Raw genomic sequence first — 19,534 nt, forward strand, 5'->3', positions numbered from 1 at the left:
CGAAAGTCCACCTCCTAAAAATTTCTATTATAATTTAATTTCGATGTCTACACCTGAAGGTAAGTTTAAGCCCATAAGAGCATCAACTGTTTTAGGTGTTGGGTTAACAATATCGATTAAACGTTTGTGAGTACGTTGTTCGAATTGTTCACGAGAATCTTTGTACTTATGCACGGCACGAATGATTGTATAAACTGATTTTTCAGTTGGTAACGGAATTGGTCCAGAAACATCTGCACCAGAACGTTTTGCAGTTTCAACAATTTTCTCTGCTGATTGATCAATCACACGGTGATCATAAGCTTTTAATCTGATTCTGATTTTTTGTTTTGCCATAATTTTCCCTCCTTGTTCGTCTACATTTAAGTGATAGACTTCTCCACGAAAACTATCTCACACAACGCCATGGCAAAGCGGCCGGGTGTGTCAGTAACCTTTCGCTTCATCGCTTTTCATAAAGTCCAACATTAGATATGTTACATGAAAAACACCGATAAATCAAGGTTTTTCAGCAACTTTCTATATATCTGTCTAACACATACTTGATTATTGTACTTGAAATAAAGAGCATGTTCAACCGTTTTATTGAAATTTTTTACTTTTATTTTAGTTCATTTCCTAAACGGAAACATATTAATATATTTATAACGTTAGCTTTAATATAATAGGAAGAGAATAGGAGTGATTAGATGAAAAACGGAGTTAAAATGACTTTAGCAATTTCAGGGGTTTTCCTTATCGTTTGTGAATTTTTCTATGGGATTCCTTTTTTAGGTGGTAGTGTCATTTTAAGTTTTGGTTGGCAACCATTATTACTTAATGCTTTTCTCTATCTTATTATTACAATTATCTTACTTGTAGATACTCAAAATTCTATTAAACCAATGGTTATTATACCGATTTTAGGTATCGTAGGATCATTTATTGCATTTATCCCAGTAGTTGGTATGGTAGTACATTGGATTTTATTCTTCTTAATGATATTTTTTGTATTCATTGTTTTATCTGCTCCAACTTATCTACCAAATAAAGATGCTCGAGTAATCTACACTCAATATAAGAACGATAATAGAGAAAAAGAAGAAATTCATAGATAAATATCACTTATAATAGTAGAAAAAGGTCGGCCCATATATGGGTCGACCTTTTTTATTATTTATGAACAAACACAAAGTAAAGTATAAATAATGCCATGAGTACATACATAATAGGATGTACTTCTTTATGTCTTTTGGTGATAACCATTGTAAGTGGATAGAATATAAATCCACACGCAATACCTGTAGCAATTGAATATGATAAAGGCATCATAATAATGGTAATAAATGCAGGAACCGCAACTTCAAATCGCTTCCAATTGATTTCAGCAAAGTTAGAAGCCATTAACACACCTACAACTACTAAAGCAGGCGTAGTCACAGCACTTGTAACCACTTCGATAAGTGGACTAAAGAATAGTGCAAGTAAGAAACAAATACCAGTTACAATACTAGCAAAACCTGTACGGGCACCTACCGCTACACCTGATGTAGATTCTATGTATGAAGTAGTAGTTGTTGTACCAAAAATTGCTCCCACAATCGTAGCAAGTGAATCTGAGAAAAGCGCTCTTCCTGCTCTAGGTAATTTATTATCTTTCATGATACCAGCTTGTGTTGCAACAGCTACAAGTGTACCTGCCGTATCAAAGAAGTCAATGAATAAAAATGTTAAAATGACGATTAAAAATTGAACTGTGAATAATTGACCAGGATCTTTAAATGATTCAAACGCTACACCAAAAGTTGGTTTAATACTAGGAATATGACCTACAATTCCTGATGGAGTATGGATTTGACCTGTAAACATACCTACAATCGCTGTAATAATCATCCCTATAAATATAGAACCTGGTACTTTTTTAGCGTATAAAATAACAGTAATTATAATTCCAAATATCGCTAATAATACTGGCGCTTTAGTTAAGTGACCAAGTGTAACAAGTGTTGAATCATTTTTAATAATGATTCCAGAACTTTGAAGTCCTACAAAGGTGATAAACAATCCTATACCTGCTGAAACAGCCATTTTCATCTGATAAGGTATAGCATTAATAATGATTTCCCTTAATCCTGTGGCAGTTAAGATAGCAAAGAACACCCCAGAGAAAAGTACGCCGGTTAAACCTACTTTCCATGGAATTCCCATTGTAAGCACAACAGTAAATGCGAAGAAAGCATTTAATCCCATTCCTGGCGCTAAGGCTATTGGATATTTAGCGATAAGTCCCATAAATAAAGAACCAACGAAAGCAGCTAATGCAGTGGCAACAAAAATTGCTCCTTGGTCCATTTTCATATCGCTAGAAACACCTTTTACCCCAGCCAAACTTAAAACTTGAGGATTTACGGCAAGGATATAAGCCATAGATAAAAACGTCGTGATACCACCTAAAATTTCATTTCTATAATTTGTTCCATGCTTATCGAACTGAAAGTATTTTTTCACGGTAAATGCTCCTTTATTTGAAATACTTTAATATTTTAATACCTAAATTCACAAAAAACAATACCAAAAACGAACCTTTGGTTATATTTATATTTTTTCGTTCGCTATTTTTTAAAGTTTTAAATTTTTTAAAGCGTCTTTAAATGGATTATTATCTATCTCTTCTGTATTATTCATATATTTCTTCATTTCTTTACGTGAAACTTTACCGTTAGTTTTCTCTTTCATACGCTTATTCATTTGAGCTTGTGTTTCAGAATGACCACAAACACATCTGTATACTGCCTCTTTCCCTCTTCCAAATAAAGTCATTTTCTTCTTACAATTAGGACAACGCGCATTCGTTTTACGTTGAACATTTTTCTTAGTTTTACAAGAGGGGTCTTGGCATACAAGCATTTGACCATTTTTAGTTTTTACTTTGATCATGAACTTACCACATGTAGGACATTCGGTCGTAGTTAAATTATCATGTTTATATTTTTGTTCACTATTTTTAATTTTGTCTACAATTTGTTTAGTGAAGTCTCTCATTTCGTTCATGAATTTCTGAGAGTTATATTTCCCTTGTTCAATAAGAATCAACTTTTCTTCCCACTGAGCAGTTAAAAGAGGTGATGTTAATTGATCAGGCGATAACTCTAAAATTTGTTTACCTTTAGATGTAACTTTGATTTTACCATCTCTTGATTCAAGTGCATTCATATTAAAAAGCTTATCAATAATGTCTGCACGAGTTGCAACTGTCCCTATTCCTCCAGTTTGTTTAAGAGTTTGAGCATACTTTTTATTACTAAAATTAATATAATTTTGTGGATTTTCCATCGCTTTTAATAGAGAACCTTCATTAAAATAATCAGGTGCTTTCGTTTCATGTTCATGAATATTCACTTTTTGAACTTTGAACTTAAGATTTTTAGTAAATCGATGTGATGATGTTTGACGTAATTCCTCTTCTTTAAGTGCCTTAAAACCTAATTGTTTAGGAATGTTTTCTTTCAATGTAAAGATTAAATCTTTTATACCAAAGTTAATCACAACATTTTCATATTCGTAAGGTTTCATTAAAGTTTCTAAAAATCTTTGAACAATAATTGTATAAATTTTTAATTCTCGTTGACTGAGTTGATCAAGTGATGGTCTTACTTCCGTAGGTATAATGGCATGGTGATCTGATACTTTTCCATCATTAAATATATTCATTTTAGGTGAAAATGACTGACTCATAAGTTCTCGCACATGGGCTTTATATTCAGTAGCGAGTAAGGCTTGTAAACGTTCCTTAATCGTATCCACCATATCATTCGTTAAATAATTAGAGTCAGTACGTGGATACGTCACAATTTTATGTCTTTCATATAAGTTTTGTAATGTATTTAACGTGTCCTTCGGTCCCATTTTAAAACGTCGATACGCGTCTTGTTGTAAATCCGTTAAATTATATAACATTTGTGGGTACATTTTCTTATGCTTAGTTTTTATATCTAATATTTTGCCTTCTTGGTTTTTTACTTGTTGTGCAAGTGCTTCTAAACCTTCTTTATTTTTATAACGTTTATTTGAATCTAATTGAAAGTCGTACCCATCTACCTTAATTGATAATGTATAGTACTTCTCAGGTTGGAAATGATTAATTTCTTCCTGTCTAGATTGCACTAATTGTATAGTTGGTGTTTGAACACGTCCTAGTGATAATTGTGCATCATACTTTGTTGTCAGCGCACGTGTGGCATTAATTCCTACAATCCAATCCGCTTCACTCCTCGCTAATGCTGCCTGATAAAGACTATGATATGCACGTCCATCTTTTAAATGTTTAAAACCGTTCTGAATGGCCTTCTTAGTTACCGAACTAATCCATAACCGTTGAATTGGTTTCTTGTTGCCAACTTTATCAAGTATGAGCCTTGCGACAAGTTCCCCTTCTCGCCCCGCATCAGTTGCTATAATGATGTTGTTCACCTTTTTATCCATTATTAATGATTTTACAGTTTTAAATTGCTTACTCGTTTTACCAATAACAATAGTCTTCATATGTTTAGGTATAATAGGTAAATCCTCAAGTTTCCATTCTTTATATGAAACATCATATTGTTCTGGTGTTGCATTTGTGACTAAATGGCCTAATGCCCAAGTCACGATATACTTTTCATTCTCAATATATCCATTCTTTTTCTGCTTGATATTTAATGCCTCAGCTATATCTCGAGCTACCGAAGGCTTTTCAGCTAATATTAAGGATTTCATGATAACTTCCCTTTCTGAAAATGAATTTGACGTTAGCTTAATTTTTACAATAATAATTTTTGAATCGTAAAGAAGAACTCTCTCAAAATATTTTTTCAAAATTAAACTTATTCATTGAATAGTATTAGTCATATTGTAACATGTGTATCTATCGATAAACTTTCATTTCTCTATAAATATAATATAATTGAAGAAAGACTATAAGAGGCGGAGGTAGAATGATGAATATCGTTCAATTGCGTGAACCACAAGAAATAAAAGCATTTATAGACTCATCTCGTTACCTATCAACATCTTATTTATATAAACTACCTCAAGAATATGAGGATTTTGACACATTATTAAATGAAGCTATTACTCATCCAGGCGTGATTGCAATGACTGAAAATAATCAAATTCAAGCGTTGATACTTGCTTTCTCATATGATAATCATCGGTACAAAATAATAGGACCATTTATTGCACAAGACTTTACTTTGACTGATAATCAATTCAAATTACTGTTTGATAAATTGATAGAACAACAACCGGATGAATCCATATTCAACTTTTCATTTGAAGAAGGTGCACAAGAATATAAAACCTATATGAAGACAATCCATGCTAGTTATAATTTTACTGATTATTATTTGGAAGCACAAAAAGACCTTGGAGATCATTTTAATAATCAAAATATCATCGAATATCAAAAAGGTTTTTATCGTGCATTTAGCAAATTACATATGATGACCTTTAAACATAACGCAATGACTCCGGATGAAATTATAGAATCACTAGATGAACATAATCGATTATTTATATTTGTAAGTGAAGGTCTATTGAAGGGGTATTTATACTTACAAGTCGATACTGAACGCAACAATGCCGAAATTAAGTACTTTAGTTCCCATATGGATTATCGACTCAAAGGGATTGCTTTTGATTTACTTGAGTATGCTTTGAAATACGCTTTCGAGCATTATACTATTCACAAAGTCTACTTTAAAATACGTAATAAAAATAGCAAATTGGTTGAACGTTTCAACGAGTTGGGCTTCCAAATTAACTATGAATATAAGAAATATAAATTTGAACCTAGACATTTGCACCAGGATTTCTCAAGTTGATTAGTACACTTTCACATAATTAATTTTATACTTTAACCGTAAACGGCTGTTTATAAATATCTTGTATACATAGAGTGTTTATAGACTTAACTTAGTTTACGGTTTTTTTATTAGACATTTCTCAAACTTTTACTCTGAGTTGTCATTCGTAAGTTTTTGTTTTTTACTTATCAAATTTTTTGATTTAGAATAATTTCAAGTGTTAAAGAGTACACTTAATAAAGTTTTTTAGGAGAGTGAGTAATAAGTGCAATTTTTAGACTTTCTCATCGCACTATTACCAGCCCTGTTTTGGGGTAGTGTTGTAATTATAAATGTGTTTGTAGGTGGTGGACCTTACAATCAAATCCGTGGAACGACTTTAGGTACTCTAATTGTCGGTATCGGTTTACTACTAACTGGTAATGCTGCTTTTGATAATTTAACAGTTATTATTGTAGGTTTAATCTCTGGTGCGCTTTGGGCCTTTGGTCAAGGTAATCAGTTAAAATCTGTCAACTTAATAGGCGTTTCAAAGACGATGCCTATTTCTACAGGAATGCAACTTGTTGGTACTACTCTATTTAGTGCCATTTTCTTAGGAGAATGGAGTACCATGGTTCAAGTTGTAATGGGCCTCATCGCAATGGTTTTACTAGTGGTTGGTATTGCTCTAACATCACTTAAAGCTAAAAATGAAGGCACATCCAATAATCCAGAATTCAAAAAAGCAATGGGTATCTTGCTTATTTCAACTATTGGTTACGTAGGCTATGTTGTTCTTGGAGATATTTTCGGAGTCAGTGGTACTGATGCCCTATTCTTCCAATCAATCGGTATGGCCATCGGTGGATTTATTCTCTCTATGAATCATCAAACTTCTATTAAATCTACTGCATTGAATTTAATACCTGGTGTAGTATGGGGTATTGGTAACTTATTTATGTTCTACTCACAACCTAAAGTTGGTGTAGCCACAAGCTTCTCATTATCACAATTACTTGTTATCGTTTCTACTTTAGGTGGTATCTTTATTTTAGGTGAGAAAAAAGATCGTCGCCAAATGATTGGTATATGGTCAGGTATCATTGTGATAATCATCGCATCAATTATTCTAGGTAACTTGAAATAAAACGTTAGGGGGACGTAAAATGTTTAAAGAATTAGAAAACAAAGTAGTTGTTATTACTGGAGCTGGTAGTGGCATTGGTAAATCATTTGCCGAAAACTTTGGGAAAGCTAAATCTAAAGTAGTATTAAACTATCGCTCTGATCGTCATTTAGATGAAATAGATGAACTAAAAAATACGATTCAAAATGCTGGCGGACAAGCTATTGCAGTTCAAGGTGATGTTGCTGTAGAAGAAGATGTTAAAAATCTTGTTCAATCAGCAGTTGATCAATTTGGTACATTAGATATTATGATTAACAATGCTGGTTTTGAAAAACCAATCCCAACACATGAAATGTCTAATGCTGAATGGCAAAAAGTCATAGATATTAACTTAACAGGTGCATTTACAGGTTCTCGTGAGGCGATTAATCAATTTCTTAAAGAAAATAAAAAAGGTGTCATAATCAATACCTCAAGCGTTCATGACACAATTCCTTGGCCTAACTATGTCAATTACGCTGCAAGTAAAGGCGGATTAAAGTTAATGATGGAAACTATGTCAATGGAATATGCTCAGTATGGTATTCGTATCAATAATATTTCTCCAGGCGCCATTGTCACTGAACATACTCGAGAAAAATTTTCTGATCCTAAAACACGTGAAGAAACGTTAGAAATGATCCCAGCACGTGAAATTGGTGAAGCTCAAGATATTTCAAACGTCGCATTATTTTTAGCCTCTGATTTAGCAAGCTATATTCATGGTACAACTATTTATGTTGACGGTGGTATGACTAATTATCCAGCATTTATGGGTGGTAAAGGATAACCCCTTTTAAAATTCACACTCAAAAAAGCATGCGAAGACTTTTTTATAAGTCATTCGCATGCTTTTTTCATACATTGCTATTAGATTTTATTTTTCAAAAATGAATGAACAAACAACTAAACAAAAAGTGCTTGATAAACATATAGAATAACAATACTAATTATTATAGTTAAGTTAGTGACCATCCCAACAAATGGCAACGTCTTATACTTAAATTGAATGGAGTAAGGTATGATAGCTACACCTACTGGTAAGAGCCACGTAATTAATAACGTCGTCTTAATCATTGGATCTGATACCGGTAAAAAGAAATGTACAAGTGTTCCTGCTACAATAGCTAATCCATAATGTAAGCAAAGATACTTAATGGTTACAGGTAAGTATTCTCTATCAATGCTAAAGCTCAACATAACACCTAGTAATATCATAGATAATGGCATATTAGCTTTAGAAAGAATGCTGAAGAAGTCTATAGCTGGCTTCCATATATGAATATTAGACATATTTAGTGTAAACATAACGATATATGTTACTAATGGTACAGACTGAATCAATTTCTTCCCTAAAAATTTAAAATTGAATTGGTCTCCACCTTCACTGAAATAACTTCCCACAAAGTATGTCAAACCGAACATAATCATTGCCCCACCAATATCAGCCATTCCAAAATATACCATACCTTTTTCTGGCCAAATAGCATTAACTAAAGGATACGCGAACAGACCGATATTCATTGAACCTGTCATCATTCCTACAGAACCACGCATTTGGTTACTATACTTCCTAAAGAACCATATCACAATGATTTTGGCAACAATACCATAGACTATCATCATGATTGGTAAGATTGAGAATGACATATTTAGGTCAGCACTATTTAAGTTAACGATGACAAGAGAAGGTAATGTGACGTTTAATACAAGCGTTGAAAGAACTTGACTATCAGTTGCTTTTAAATAATTAATGCGCTTAAGAAAATAACCGAGCGCAATAAGTAATATAATCATGACAAATTGTTCAGTCACATCTATACCTTCTTTCTCTGGATTTTCATTTTTACAGTTGATAACTTTAACATATTTCTCACAATTTTTAGAAGCGTCTTGTTTCGTGATATAATCTAATTTAAATATAGTTACTAAACAATTTCAATGATAAAAGGAGATTTGTTTCTATGGATTTAGAATCTAAATTAACAGAACTAAAATATGATTATGTACGATTACAAAATGATTTAGATAAAAAGGAATCGCTTAATCAAAATGTTGATCCACTACTAAAACAGCTAGAAGATATTGAACAACAAATTTCTGACATTCGAGCTAAAATGAATGAGTAATTTAATGGTAGACAGAAATTTAAAATTTAGTTATTACAAATTAAATGTTAGACATAAATGAGAACAAGACTTTTCTTTAATCATTTATTGACAATGAGCATATTCAAATTAACTTACATATGAATTATTAAACATCCTAGTCATCAATTTTTGAACGTGCTAATATATAATTCGTAAAAGAAAGGATGTCCCAGATGCAATTTTATCTAATTTTGTTGCCCATTTTATACTTAATTGTCGCATATATTAGTATTTTTAAAATGCACTCGATTTTCACGAGAATTTTAAGAATTATTATGGGTATTTTATTATTGTTCGTCGTTGCGATTACGACGCTACAATTTCCGAAAGAAAATTGGTGGGTATTTATCGTGTTATTACTCCTAGTTGGTAACATCGAGGTTACAGGCTTTAAAGAACTTAAAGGCGATAAAAAAGGTGTTAACATTTTAAATATCATTTCAATTATTTTGATAGTAATTTATGTAATTTTAACGCTATTTTTATATTAAAAAATATGAAAATCGACTTAGGCTATAATATGAGGATGCCTAAGTCGATTTTTTCTATTTATTATTCCATTTTCTAGAAAGTTTATTCTTTAGGGTGAACAAGATTTCGTAAATAACTGGAACGACGATGAGTGTCAATATTGTTGAAGAAACTAAACCGCCTATTACAGTAGCTGCCAATCCTTTTGAAATAAGAATTGAACTATCTTGACCAAATAATAATGGAATTAATGCACCAATTGTTGCTATTGCAGTCATTAAAATAGGTCTGATACGAGTGCCACCCGCTTCAATCAATGCTTCTTTCATTTCCAAACCATTCTTCTCATTGTTTATTACTCGGTCAATTAAGACTATTGCGTTAGTTACCACAATACCTATAAGCATCAACATACCAATTAAACTTGGTACGGAAATTGTTTCGCCAGTTATAACAAGAGCCAATACAACACCTACAACAGTAAATGGTAATGAGAAGAGTATTGTAAATGGAGCTAGGCCACCTTTGAAAGTAATGACAAGTATTAAATAAACAATAATAATAGCAGCTAACATAGCTATAGCTAATTGAGACATCGCCGTATTAATATCATCTGTCGCACCACCAACATTCATTTTAACGTTGTTCGGTTTATGAATATCATTTAGTTGAGACATGACTTCGCGAGACTTACCTCCGACATCTTTATCAGAAACTTTACCTGTCACAGTCGTTGCATAGTCTCCATCTTCTTGCGTTAACTTACTTGGTGTCGTAGTTTTCTGTAATGAAGCTATTTTACTTAATTTAATTGTTCCACCTGTTGGTTTTTTCAATTCTATATTATTCAGTTTCTTCGGAGACCAATCAGTTTGCTTATTCTGTTTAACTTTAACATCAATTTTCTTGCCTTTATCTTTAACTGTAGTAATTGTCTTTTCAGGCAAGTTCTCATTAAGATTCATAGCTAATTGACTTGCCGAAATACCATTATCTGCAGCCTTATTCTGATCTACTTTAATTTCATATTGATCATATGTTTGTGATAAATCGGATTTAACATTTACGATACCATCAATATTTTTCATTTTCTTCTCGATATTTTCAACCGTATCTTTAATTGCTTCTGGTGAAGGACCTTTTACAGTCACTTCTATTGAATCATTACCTGCACCAGTTCCTAAATCCTGATTTTTCCAATCTCCTGGTTGCTTAAACGTCTCAATGTGTTTAAGCACTTTATCTGGTTCCTCATCAAAGTGAGGTGTATTTGAATCATATTTAACCATAATTGCCATACTATTTGTGCTACCTGTTGGATCTTGAGGTGTCGGTCCTCCAACAGAATATTGTACGGTTTGAACTTTATCTTTACTATCTAAGTATTTTTGTACTTCCTTCGCATGATTTAAAACTGACTTTTCAGTTTCGCCGGGTTTGGGCGTATAAGTTAATGCTAAGAATTTATTATCTCCCGATGAAATATAGCTTGTTCCTAATGTTGTCGCACCTAACCCAATACTACCAATCAGAATCACTATACTAATCACAATGACTATCCATTTATGATTGAGTGACCATTTTAGTATTCGTCTATATTCTTTGCTAATCACACCTAAACCTTCACGCTGACGCTTCGTTTTCACACCTTTTCTGAAAAGTGTAGAACCTAAAGCCGGCACAACTGTAATGGAAACAAGGAGTGACGCTAAAAGACTAAATGTGATTGCCAGCGCAAATGGTCTAAACATTTCACCGACGGAACCTGATACAAAGACAAGTGGTAAAAATACGACAATTGTCACTAAAGTAGAGGACATGATAGGTTTAAATACTTCAGTTGTCGCATTTATTATTAAATTTTCACCTTGCATTGTCTCATTGGAATCTGATAGTCTACGATAAATATTTTCAACTACGACGATAGAGTCATCAATCACACGTCCTATTGCGACAGTTAATGCACCTAATGTCAGAATATTTAATGATACATTACTTAACTTTAAAGCCACCATGGCTATTAGAATGGACAATGGGATTGATACTACTGAAATAGCTGTTGTTCTAATATTACGTAAGAATAGAAGAATTACTATAATAGCTACAATCGTACCTAGAGCTGCTTTTTCTACCATGGTATAAAGGGAATCTTCAATGGGTTTAGCTGTATCCATCGTCTTCGTTGATGTCATAACCTTATTATTCTTAACAAATTCATCTACTTTTTTCTGGACTTCTTTGGCAACTTGAACAGTATTAGCATCTTGAGATTTCATAATTTGTAAGTTAACTGCGTCTTTACCATTCGTTTTAGATATTGAAGTTCGATTATCTCCTACAGAAATGTCAGCTAAGTCTTTTAAGCTTACTGATGGCATTTTCCCATTACTACTTGCCATTTTTGATCCTGATTGCGAAGAGTTGGAATTTTCTTTAGGCATTAAGCTCTCATTATCAGAATCGCTACTATTATTAGAATCATCACTACTTTGATTGCCTTGTCCTGCTATAGATAAAGGAATCTTTAGATTTTTTAAAGCATTAACTGATTTAAATTGACCGTCAACGACAAGCGATTTATCAGTTTTACCAAATTGGAATAACCCTAACGGTGTTTCACGAGTAGCAGTTTTTATGTAATTTTCGACATCATCAGCAGTTAACCCTTTATCATCTAGAGCATCTTGCTTAAATTTAAGTGTTACTTCACGATTAGTTTGACCATTTAATTGAGCATTTTGAACACCATTAATCGTTTGTAATTTAGGGATAAGTTGTTGATTAAGCTCTTTAGTTACATCTTTTAAGTCATGTTTATTACTTGTAAATGAATATGCAACGATTGGAAAGGCATCCATAGAGTTTCGAGTTAATTCCGGATCTCCCACTCCGTCTTTAAATTTAATTTTATCAATTTCTTTTTTTAGTTGTTCTTCAGCTTTATCCATATCTGTGCCATCATTATATTCAACTGTTACAATTGATGCATTCTGTATGGATTCTGTCTTCACACTCTTTACATAAGCCAAGGAACGTACTTGATTATCTATTTTCCTACTAATTTCATCTTCAGTTGATTGAGGGGTAGCACCAGGCATAGTAGTTTGAACAGAAATCATCGGATTCTCAACATCTGGTAAAAGTTCGAGTTTTAATTTTGCACTCGAATAAATCCCGCCTAAGATGACTAAAACAACCATTAAAAATATAGCGAATTTATTACCTAGCGAGAACTGTAATAATTTTTTAATCATTCTAGTATTCCCTTCTATATTAAAAATTATATTTAGTAAAAAAATCTGAACGATCTAGTTGAGTCACAGAAGCGTTCAGATTTTTGTTGCATTATTTACCTTTTAGTTTACGTGATAATTTAATCTTAGCCTTAGTTAAACGAGGTTTTACTTGTTCAATCAATTGATATAGCGGTTGATTAAGGACATAATCAAATTCACCTATTTTTTCACTTAAGTATGTGCCCCAAACACGCTTAAATGCCCATAATCCATAATGTTCTGAATCTTTATCTGGATTATTATCAGTTCCACCAAAATCATACGTGGTAGCACCGTGCTCTCGAGCATACTTCATCATTTCGAATTGCATATGATGATTTGGTAAGAAATCACGGAAATCATTTGAAGAGGCACCATATAGATAATATGACTTATTACCTGCGAACATCAATAATGCACCCGATAAATAGATGCCATTTGGATGTTCTTTTTCAAGCTCTGTTAAATTCACCTTTAGTTCATGCGTTTTCTTAATTTTATTTTCAGCATCGTTTATTTTATTTAATGTTTTTTTGTCTTGCTTTTTCTGTTGTAGCTTTTCTTTTTCTTTTGAAAGATTATCTAAGTCTTTATTAACTTGTTCTAAAACTGGCTTAGGTTCTAATTTCACTAAGAAAAGTTCTGCATCTCCATCTTCATGTAATGCATCATAAATATTTTCAAAGTAACTAATATCACGCGTTAAGAACCCATCTCGTTCACCTGTAATTTTCATCAAATTAGCGAAAGTTTTTAAGCCCTCACGTCCAGTACGTTCAACTTTAGTACCTCGTTTAAGTGCTAAACGTACTTTAGAACGATTGCGTCGTTCAAAACTTTGGATAAGTTCATCGTCAGATTTATCGATAGGCGTAATCATTGTCATTCTAGGTTGGATATAATCCTTTGATAATCCTTCTTTGAACCCTTTATGTTTAAATCCTAAATCACGAAGGTTTTTTAAAGCCTCTGCGCCTTTATCAACCTCAACGTCAGGATCAATTTTGATTGCATAAGCTTTCTCTTCTTTAGCTACCTGTTTAGCAATTTCCAACAGTGTCTCTAAAGCTTCTTTATTATTATAATCAGTTACAAAACCTCTTGATATATAGCATAAAGTGAATGGTAATTTAGGTATTTTTTTGAATAGTAATTGTCCTACACCTTTAATTTCACCATTTTCACCAACCGCAATTCGTCTTGAGTACCATCCAGTTAATTTCTTAGTATCTGCCCATTTAGATAATTGCAGTAAGTCGCCATTTGGATGAGATTTTACAAATGCGTCATGTTCTTGATTAGTGATATTCATCTTTTCCATGCTTTATAATATCTCCTTTATTTTACAGTAATTTTAATTATACATCCTAACCTTGATACTGTCGATTAAGGACGTTATAAACCTTTTAGTTATGTCTATACAGTGTTGCTTGTTATAATGATGATTATTATTAGATAAAGAGGTTTTCTTAATGAGAAAAGTCATTCTATTCTTATTTATCATTTTAAACTTATTAGCTATTATAACATCGTTAGCTCAACCGCTCACTGTATCAAATTTTAGTTTGAGAGTAATGTTTGTAGCATTATCATTTGTTTTATCTATTTTCTTCTCACTTATAAGAACATCTCGTTTTGACACTATTTTAAGTATGATTTCAGTAATCATTGCATTCATTCACATTGCAATCATTGCTCAAAGTACTTATGAATACCTATATTAATTTATAGGTTCAAAGCGATATTTTGCACCTCTAATTATTATAGAATATGGTGATGTGGCTTCTGAATCTTTAATTACTAGAGTGTGATAGCCTGGGTCTTTTCCATCTTCAATTCTAAAAAGGATATCATCATCCGCTAAAATGAGGTCAGTATACGTATCAGTTTCATCTACAACTTTCATGTCATACCATTTGATCCAATTGTCTACTGTTAAGTTGCGTTTTTCACTACTCACAACAAGCGTTTCTATTGAAAATTGCTTCTGATACAAGTCTTTTAAACTTTCATTTTTATATGCTTCACTCTCATCCCATTGAATGAAGAATGGAGGTTTAACATTATAGCTAGGATCTGCTATATATAAAAGTTGCCATCCTACTTTATCCCCTTTTTTATTTTCCCTTTCCATACGAATAGGTCCTATGACATCAATATTTTTCTTTTGTAAAGTTGCTTTAACTTCTTCTATGTCTTTAGTTCGCAAACAAATTGTCTTGAACCCTTGATTAAAGTCATCTTGGGCTATTTTAGTAGCAAATGAGACACGTCCCTCTTCTGTTTTAGCTACTTTCTTAAGTTTTTCTTTATCTTCAACATCTAACAATTCAATATAATTACCATTAATATAAGATAACTGGTTATACGTACCAAATTGATGATGTTTCCCACCATTATATAACTTTAATAATTTCCCAGGAAATTCAAATTGATTGAGTTGATTAATGTAATGAATAATGTGATCAAACTTAAGCTCCATCAACCTTCCCCCCTCTACCTATAATTATTTTTTATTTTAACAAAAAGCGTGCCATTTTACTTTAAATATCTAAAAGAATAAAAAGGTATTGCAATATTCATATATTAGTTATATAATATTTCTTGCGTTCAAAAAGGTTAGCCAAGCTAACTAAATATCATGAATGAGGTGCTATTAATGTTAAACAATGCTTTCTTCAATAGTTTTATAGGTGTATACAGACCATACACAAAATTAACTCAACCGATTTTAGATAAACATGATATTCATACTGGGCAATGGCTTGTTTTAAGAGACATAGCAAATTTTCAACCAACCACATTAGTAAAAATTTCTAATCGACGTTCTATCGAAAAACCAACTACTCGTAAAATAGTTAAAGTACTCCTTGATAACAAATGGATTAGTACAGAACAAGGTAGTGATAAGAGAGAGAAATTACTAAGACTAACCACTGAAGGACAAGCCCTGTTTGAAACTATAAATAAAGAAATTTCGGTAATACAAAAAGATATTATAAAGAAAGTAGGCTTAACAGAAGCACAACTAACAGAAATTACAAAAGTTATGTCTCAAATACATGAGACACTTATTAAGGAGGAAAAATAATGAACGAAGCGATACCTACTAAAGATCCCATATTTACTAAAAGCTTTAATCTCAATTTTGTAATTAACTTTTTCGTTTATTTATGTATGTATCTTTTGATAGTAGTCATAGCTGGTTATAGTAAAACAGAATTTCATGCTTCTGATTCACTTGCTGGGCTGGTCGTAGGTTTATTCATAGTTGGCTCACTTATTGGACGATTTATCACAGGAAAATACGTTAACTCTTTTGGGCCAAAAAAGATACTCATTTTCGGATTAATTTGTTTAATCATTACTCAATTACTTTACTTCATTCCGGGTTCAGTGTGGTTCTTGATGATAGTAAGATTACTTAACGGTATTGCTACTGCAATCGCTACTACCGCAACAGGTACCATTGCTGCTTACGTGACACCAACTACACGTAAAAGTGAAGGAATTAGTTTATTTTCTTTAAGCTTAGTTTTGGGTACAGCGATTGGTCCTTTCTTCGGCATGTTGCTAATGAATTCATTTTCAATTCAAATTCTATTTATGATTTGTGTAATATTAGGAGTATTGAGTGGTTTACTATCACTCTTTATAAAAATTGATTTTAAAAATGTTGCATCTAAAAATGATACGTCTAATCGAAAAACATTTAGTTTGGGGAATTTTATCGCAAAAGAAGCAATTCCTGTTGCGATTGTCATGATGTTAATTGGTGTCACATACGCTGCGATTCTCACTTACTTACAAGCATTTGCAGTTGAGAGAAACTTAGTAACTGCCGCAAGTTACTTCTTTATATTTTATGCAGTGGCCTCACTTGTGACACGCCCAATTGCAGGTCGATTAATGGATGATAAAAATGAAAATGTAGTTGTTTATCCTGCATTTATTTTCTTAATCATAAGTTTTGCAATGTTAATGTTTAGTTTTGATGGCTGGGTATTACTCATTGCTGGTATTGCATTAGGTATCGGGTATGGTAACTTATCTTCCTCAATGCAAGCCATTGCAATTAAAGTATCACCTTCAACGAAGTACGGTTTAGCTACATCAACTTATTTTATCGGTTTAGATATCGGTATTGGCTTCGGACCATCATTCCTAGGCCTTTTCACACATATGATTACTTATAGTCAATTATATGGCATTATGGCAATATTAGGCATAATTACGTTATTTATTTATTTTGTAGTTCATGGTCGTAATGTTAAGCATCAATCGATTTAATAGGTTTTAAACTATAAAAGCGCCTATCCCTTATATTTTGGGATAGGCGCTTAATCTATTAATTAGCAATACTAATTGTTTCAATTTCACCAGTCATTTTATCTAATAATTTCTTTTGTTTAGCATCAAAGAAATAGAATACTTGTCTTTCATCTGTTTCAGAACGTAATTTAGAAATTAACTCTTTTTTGTAAATCTTTCTTATAATTACATCAATTTTACTTGTATCCCATAACATTTCAAAATGTAATGTATCACGGAGTTCTTTACCACTAATCTTAGTATCTGCATAAACTTTGTATAAAACCACAAATTCTTCAATCGAAATGCGATAAGTCGTCTTTAACCAATGTTTAAGTTGACTTAATTCTCTTTCAGATGCGATAAAACGTTGTACTTTGTTACTCATAATAAAATGCCTCCTAATGTTGATTCTTAGATGTTATGTTTGCATTATAAAATTCAATTGCTTAACTTTATTATATAACAAAGTTTGCATTTAATCTATTACAAATATTAAAATAGATTTTGCTATAGCTATGTTACATAATTAAACGCTTTAAAATATAAACATTTAAAATTAAAACAACACACAATAGTTAATTTGAAGCTATAAAGCGAAAATCGCCAGACTCTAAAAAGTTTGGCGACATAAAATGAGGAGTTAATAAGGAATTCCAATCTTTTTTGACTAGATACAGTTTTCTATGAAATACTCTGTTGGTCTGGCTACTATCCTCCGATATAATTCATATTTATTTTTTTACGTTTGCGATTAGCAACAGTTTGTTCTGTTCGTTCATCAGAATATCGGTCATCTCGAATATGCCACAGCGCTTTGAATTGTTCTTTTAATTCTTCATCTGTTGCTCCAGATCTCATGAATGATTTAACGTTAAATCCATCCACAGTAGCAAATAAACATCCGTAAAATTTACCATCTGATGAGAGTCGTGCTCGAGTACATGTAGAACAGAATGATTGAGACACACTAGTTATCAAACCAAACTTCGCTCCGTTATCATTATGCCTATAATATTTAGCAACTTCTCCAAAATATTTAGGTTCTAGTGGCTCAATATTAAAATGTTCTTCAATCATATTTAGCATTTCATCTTTGGTAACAACTTTACTAAAATCCCAGCCATTGTCATTACCAACATCCATAAATTCTATAAATCGAATTTCAATCTGCTTATCTTTAAAATAGTCTATCATTGGTATGATTTGGTCATCATTCACACCTTTTTGTATGACGACATTCACTTTAACGTGAAATCCGATTGAAACTGCATAGTCTATTTGTTCTAAAATAGTAGAAGCTTTAATATTACGGTTATTAATTGCTTGGAAAACCTCATCGTCAATCGCATCTAAACTTACATTGATGCGACGGAGTCCTGCATTATAGAGATTTTGGCCATGTTTCTTTAAAAGCAAGCCATTTGTCGTTAAGCCAATATCCTCAATACCCTCAATCTCATTGAGCTGTTCAATCAATTGATATAAATTACGACGTAATAAAGGTTCGCCTCCAGTAATTCTAATCTTTTTGACACCTAATTCAGCATAAATACGTGATATACGAGTCATTTCTTCAAAAGTTAGTAGCTCTTCTTTAGGTAAAAAGACAAAATCATCTCCAAATATCTCTTTAGGCATACAATAATCACACCTAAAGTTACATCTATCTGTGACAGATAACCTTAAATCACGTATAGGGCGGCCTAATTTATCTTTAATTTGCTCTACTACCATATTTGGGCCTCCTTAATTTCTTATCTTCGTTTTTAGAGAGTCCAAGTCTTGCTGATAGTTAATATTATCGTACCAATAATGAGGAGAATGAATTTCAGAAACGTCTAACCAGTCAGTGGATAATTGATTGTACACATGTCGCAAACTATAGTCATCTGATTGCAAAGCTGCCTCTATCGTTTTCAATGCATGCGGACTATAAAAGGCAATCGTGGGTATTTTTGTTTCTGCGTCTTTAAAAGCCGCAATATCTAAGTGATCCTCAATGAGATGAGAAATCATAAACTGATATAATCCACTTATAGCTTTACTTGTAATCATAGGTGTATCAACTGAAACTACAAAAAATAATTCCTCATTAGAATATTGTTTCATTACTGAATAAATTCCTGCTAATGGGCCCTTATTTCTACTATTATTATCGTCAATAACAACGTTTTGATGTTCAAATAAAGGCGCTAATTGTTCATTGGTGCTAATAATAACCTCGTTAAACATATTTGTTGAAGTCAAAGTGTTTATGATTTTTTTATAAAATGGTTGCCCTTCTATTTCTGCAAATGCTTTAGGTTTACCAAAGCGTTCAGAATGACCACCTGCTAATATCATTGCTTTCAC

19 protein-coding genes are annotated in these 19,534 nt (G+C 32.3%); 9 read left to right on the forward strand and 10 right to left on the reverse strand.

What is annotated here, in order from left to right; genetic code table 11:
* Positions 1 to 27: 27 nt before the first annotated feature.
* Positions 28 to 336, reverse strand: coding sequence for a 30S ribosomal protein S10 (rpsJ, locus tag AC3WQX_RS06675; protein WP_001118667.1), 309 nt, complete (start codon positions 334 to 336; stop codon positions 28 to 30).
* A 353-nt stretch (positions 337 to 689) separates the two neighbouring features.
* Between rpsJ and AC3WQX_RS06680 the strand changes: the two genes are divergently transcribed.
* Positions 690 to 1,097: a hypothetical protein gene (locus tag AC3WQX_RS06680; RefSeq protein WP_049428254.1), complete on the forward strand. Its 408-nt coding sequence runs from the start codon at positions 690 to 692 to the stop codon at positions 1,095 to 1,097.
* Positions 1,098 to 1,152: 55 nt separating this feature from the next.
* On the opposite strand, the gene AC3WQX_RS06685 is transcribed toward AC3WQX_RS06680, so the two are convergent.
* Together AC3WQX_RS06685 and AC3WQX_RS06690 are read right to left on the reverse strand one after the other, a co-directional pair.
* Positions 1,153 to 2,487 (reverse strand): NCS2 family permease, encoded by a 1,335-nt coding sequence (locus AC3WQX_RS06685; RefSeq protein ID WP_194251412.1) that lies wholly within the window; start codon positions 2,485 to 2,487, stop codon positions 1,153 to 1,155.
* Between the two features lie 111 nt (positions 2,488 to 2,598).
* Complete coding sequence (locus AC3WQX_RS06690) at positions 2,599 to 4,734, reverse strand: DNA topoisomerase III (RefSeq protein ID WP_049428256.1); 2,136 nt, start codon at positions 4,732 to 4,734, stop codon at positions 2,599 to 2,601.
* Positions 4,735 to 4,955: 221 nt separating this feature from the next.
* Here AC3WQX_RS06690 and AC3WQX_RS06695 point away from each other — a divergent pair, with 221 nt between their 5' ends.
* The 3 genes from AC3WQX_RS06695 (at position 4,956) to AC3WQX_RS06705 (ending at position 7,762) form a co-directional block, all read left to right on the forward strand.
* On the forward strand, positions 4,956 to 5,840 hold the full coding sequence (locus AC3WQX_RS06695) for a GNAT family N-acetyltransferase (protein ID WP_049428259.1): 885 nt from the start codon (positions 4,956 to 4,958) through the stop codon (positions 5,838 to 5,840).
* 247 nt (positions 5,841 to 6,087) lie between these two features.
* Complete coding sequence (locus AC3WQX_RS06700) at positions 6,088 to 6,951, forward strand: GRP family sugar transporter (protein ID WP_047796573.1); 864 nt, start codon at positions 6,088 to 6,090, stop codon at positions 6,949 to 6,951.
* 19 nt (positions 6,952 to 6,970) lie between these two features.
* Positions 6,971 to 7,762, forward strand: coding sequence for a glucose 1-dehydrogenase (locus tag AC3WQX_RS06705; protein WP_002469711.1), 792 nt, complete (start codon positions 6,971 to 6,973; stop codon positions 7,760 to 7,762).
* A 116-nt stretch (positions 7,763 to 7,878) separates the two neighbouring features.
* Here AC3WQX_RS06705 and AC3WQX_RS06710 read toward each other — a convergent pair whose 3' ends face one another.
* Positions 7,879 to 8,787, reverse strand: a complete 909-nt coding sequence (locus tag AC3WQX_RS06710; protein ID WP_002432674.1) for an AEC family transporter — start codon at positions 8,785 to 8,787, stop codon at positions 7,879 to 7,881.
* Between the two features lie 149 nt (positions 8,788 to 8,936).
* Between AC3WQX_RS06710 and AC3WQX_RS06715 the strand changes: the two genes are divergently transcribed.
* Positions 8,937 to 9,101: an SE1832 family protein gene (locus tag AC3WQX_RS06715; protein ID WP_002432795.1), complete on the forward strand. Its 165-nt coding sequence runs from the start codon at positions 8,937 to 8,939 to the stop codon at positions 9,099 to 9,101.
* A 194-nt stretch (positions 9,102 to 9,295) separates the two neighbouring features.
* On the forward strand, positions 9,296 to 9,613 hold the full coding sequence (gene mspA, locus AC3WQX_RS06720) for a membrane stabilizing protein MspA (protein WP_002432960.1): 318 nt from the start codon (positions 9,296 to 9,298) through the stop codon (positions 9,611 to 9,613).
* A gap of 54 nt (positions 9,614 to 9,667) precedes the next feature.
* On the opposite strand, the gene AC3WQX_RS06725 is transcribed toward mspA, so the two are convergent.
* Complete coding sequence (locus AC3WQX_RS06725; RefSeq protein ID WP_070597529.1) at positions 9,668 to 12,847, reverse strand: efflux RND transporter permease subunit; 3,180 nt, start codon at positions 12,845 to 12,847, stop codon at positions 9,668 to 9,670.
* 91 nt (positions 12,848 to 12,938) lie between these two features.
* A complete protein-coding gene (locus tag AC3WQX_RS06730; RefSeq protein ID WP_037549993.1) occupies positions 12,939 to 14,189 on the reverse strand; it encodes a lipid II:glycine glycyltransferase FemX in 1,251 nt (416 codons plus the stop codon).
* A 151-nt stretch (positions 14,190 to 14,340) separates the two neighbouring features.
* Between AC3WQX_RS06730 and AC3WQX_RS06735 the strand changes: the two genes are divergently transcribed.
* Positions 14,341 to 14,592, forward strand: coding sequence for a hypothetical protein (locus tag AC3WQX_RS06735; RefSeq protein ID WP_002432919.1), 252 nt, complete (start codon positions 14,341 to 14,343; stop codon positions 14,590 to 14,592).
* Here the strand turns inward: AC3WQX_RS06735 and AC3WQX_RS06740 are convergent.
* Positions 14,589 to 15,350 (reverse strand): VOC family protein, encoded by a 762-nt coding sequence (locus tag AC3WQX_RS06740; RefSeq protein WP_311002576.1) that lies wholly within the window; start codon positions 15,348 to 15,350, stop codon positions 14,589 to 14,591. The genes AC3WQX_RS06735 and AC3WQX_RS06740 overlap by 4 nt on opposite strands.
* 168 nt (positions 15,351 to 15,518) lie before the next feature.
* Between AC3WQX_RS06740 and AC3WQX_RS06745 the strand changes: the two genes are divergently transcribed.
* Both AC3WQX_RS06745 and AC3WQX_RS06750 read left to right on the forward strand, forming a co-directional pair.
* Positions 15,519 to 15,959 (forward strand): MarR family winged helix-turn-helix transcriptional regulator, encoded by a 441-nt coding sequence (locus tag AC3WQX_RS06745; protein ID WP_030056887.1) that lies wholly within the window; start codon positions 15,519 to 15,521, stop codon positions 15,957 to 15,959.
* Complete coding sequence (locus AC3WQX_RS06750; protein ID WP_049428270.1) at positions 15,959 to 17,158, forward strand: MFS transporter; 1,200 nt, start codon at positions 15,959 to 15,961, stop codon at positions 17,156 to 17,158. The genes AC3WQX_RS06745 and AC3WQX_RS06750 overlap by 1 nt, the downstream gene beginning before the upstream one ends.
* 58 nt (positions 17,159 to 17,216) lie before the next feature.
* Here AC3WQX_RS06750 and AC3WQX_RS06755 read toward each other — a convergent pair whose 3' ends face one another.
* From AC3WQX_RS06755 to mobA, 3 genes are all read right to left on the reverse strand, one after another.
* Positions 17,217 to 17,567 carry a SarA family transcriptional regulator gene (locus AC3WQX_RS06755; protein WP_002432752.1) on the reverse strand — a complete coding sequence of 117 codons (351 nt, stop codon included), beginning with the start codon at positions 17,565 to 17,567 and terminating at the stop codon, positions 17,217 to 17,219.
* A gap of 323 nt (positions 17,568 to 17,890) precedes the next feature.
* On the reverse strand, positions 17,891 to 18,916 hold the full coding sequence (gene moaA, locus AC3WQX_RS06760; protein WP_037549999.1) for a GTP 3',8-cyclase MoaA: 1,026 nt from the start codon (positions 18,914 to 18,916) through the stop codon (positions 17,891 to 17,893).
* Positions 18,917 to 18,928: 12 nt separating this feature from the next.
* Entirely contained in the window at positions 18,929 to 19,534 is a 606-nt protein-coding gene (gene mobA / locus AC3WQX_RS06765; RefSeq protein ID WP_037550001.1) for a molybdenum cofactor guanylyltransferase MobA, read from the reverse strand.

The sequence above is a fragment of the Staphylococcus sp. FW104-15G4D genome (assembly GCF_058790135.1).

Bases quoted from the DNA above. Each gene is read 5' to 3' on its own strand.
- AC3WQX_RS06715 (WP_002432795.1), top strand. From the start codon at position 8,937: ATGGATTTAGAATCTAAATTAACAGAACTAAAATATGATTATGTACGA.
- AC3WQX_RS06750 (WP_049428270.1), top strand. From the start codon at position 15,959: ATGAACGAAGCGATACCTACTAAAGATCCCATATTTACTAAAAGCTTT.
- AC3WQX_RS06755 (WP_002432752.1), bottom strand. From the start codon at position 17,567: ATGAGTAACAAAGTACAACGTTTTATCGCATCTGAAAGAGAATTAAGT.
- AC3WQX_RS06680 (WP_049428254.1), top strand. From the start codon at position 690: ATGAAAAACGGAGTTAAAATGACTTTAGCAATTTCAGGGGTTTTCCTT.
- AC3WQX_RS06730 (WP_037549993.1), bottom strand. From the start codon at position 14,189: ATGGAAAAGATGAATATCACTAATCAAGAACATGACGCATTTGTAAAA.
- AC3WQX_RS06705 (WP_002469711.1), top strand. From the start codon at position 6,971: ATGTTTAAAGAATTAGAAAACAAAGTAGTTGTTATTACTGGAGCTGGT.
- moaA (WP_037549999.1), bottom strand. From the start codon at position 18,916: ATGGTAGTAGAGCAAATTAAAGATAAATTAGGCCGCCCTATACGTGAT.
- AC3WQX_RS06695 (WP_049428259.1), top strand. From the start codon at position 4,956: ATGAATATCGTTCAATTGCGTGAACCACAAGAAATAAAAGCATTTATA.
- rpsJ (WP_001118667.1), bottom strand. From the start codon at position 336: ATGGCAAAACAAAAAATCAGAATCAGATTAAAAGCTTATGATCACCGT.
- AC3WQX_RS06725 (WP_070597529.1), bottom strand. From the start codon at position 12,847: ATGATTAAAAAATTATTACAGTTCTCGCTAGGTAATAAATTCGCTATA.
- AC3WQX_RS06740 (WP_311002576.1), bottom strand. From the start codon at position 15,350: ATGGAGCTTAAGTTTGATCACATTATTCATTACATTAATCAACTCAAT.
- AC3WQX_RS06735 (WP_002432919.1), top strand. From the start codon at position 14,341: ATGAGAAAAGTCATTCTATTCTTATTTATCATTTTAAACTTATTAGCT.
- mspA (WP_002432960.1), top strand. From the start codon at position 9,296: ATGCAATTTTATCTAATTTTGTTGCCCATTTTATACTTAATTGTCGCA.
- AC3WQX_RS06690 (WP_049428256.1), bottom strand. From the start codon at position 4,734: ATGAAATCCTTAATATTAGCTGAAAAGCCTTCGGTAGCTCGAGATATA.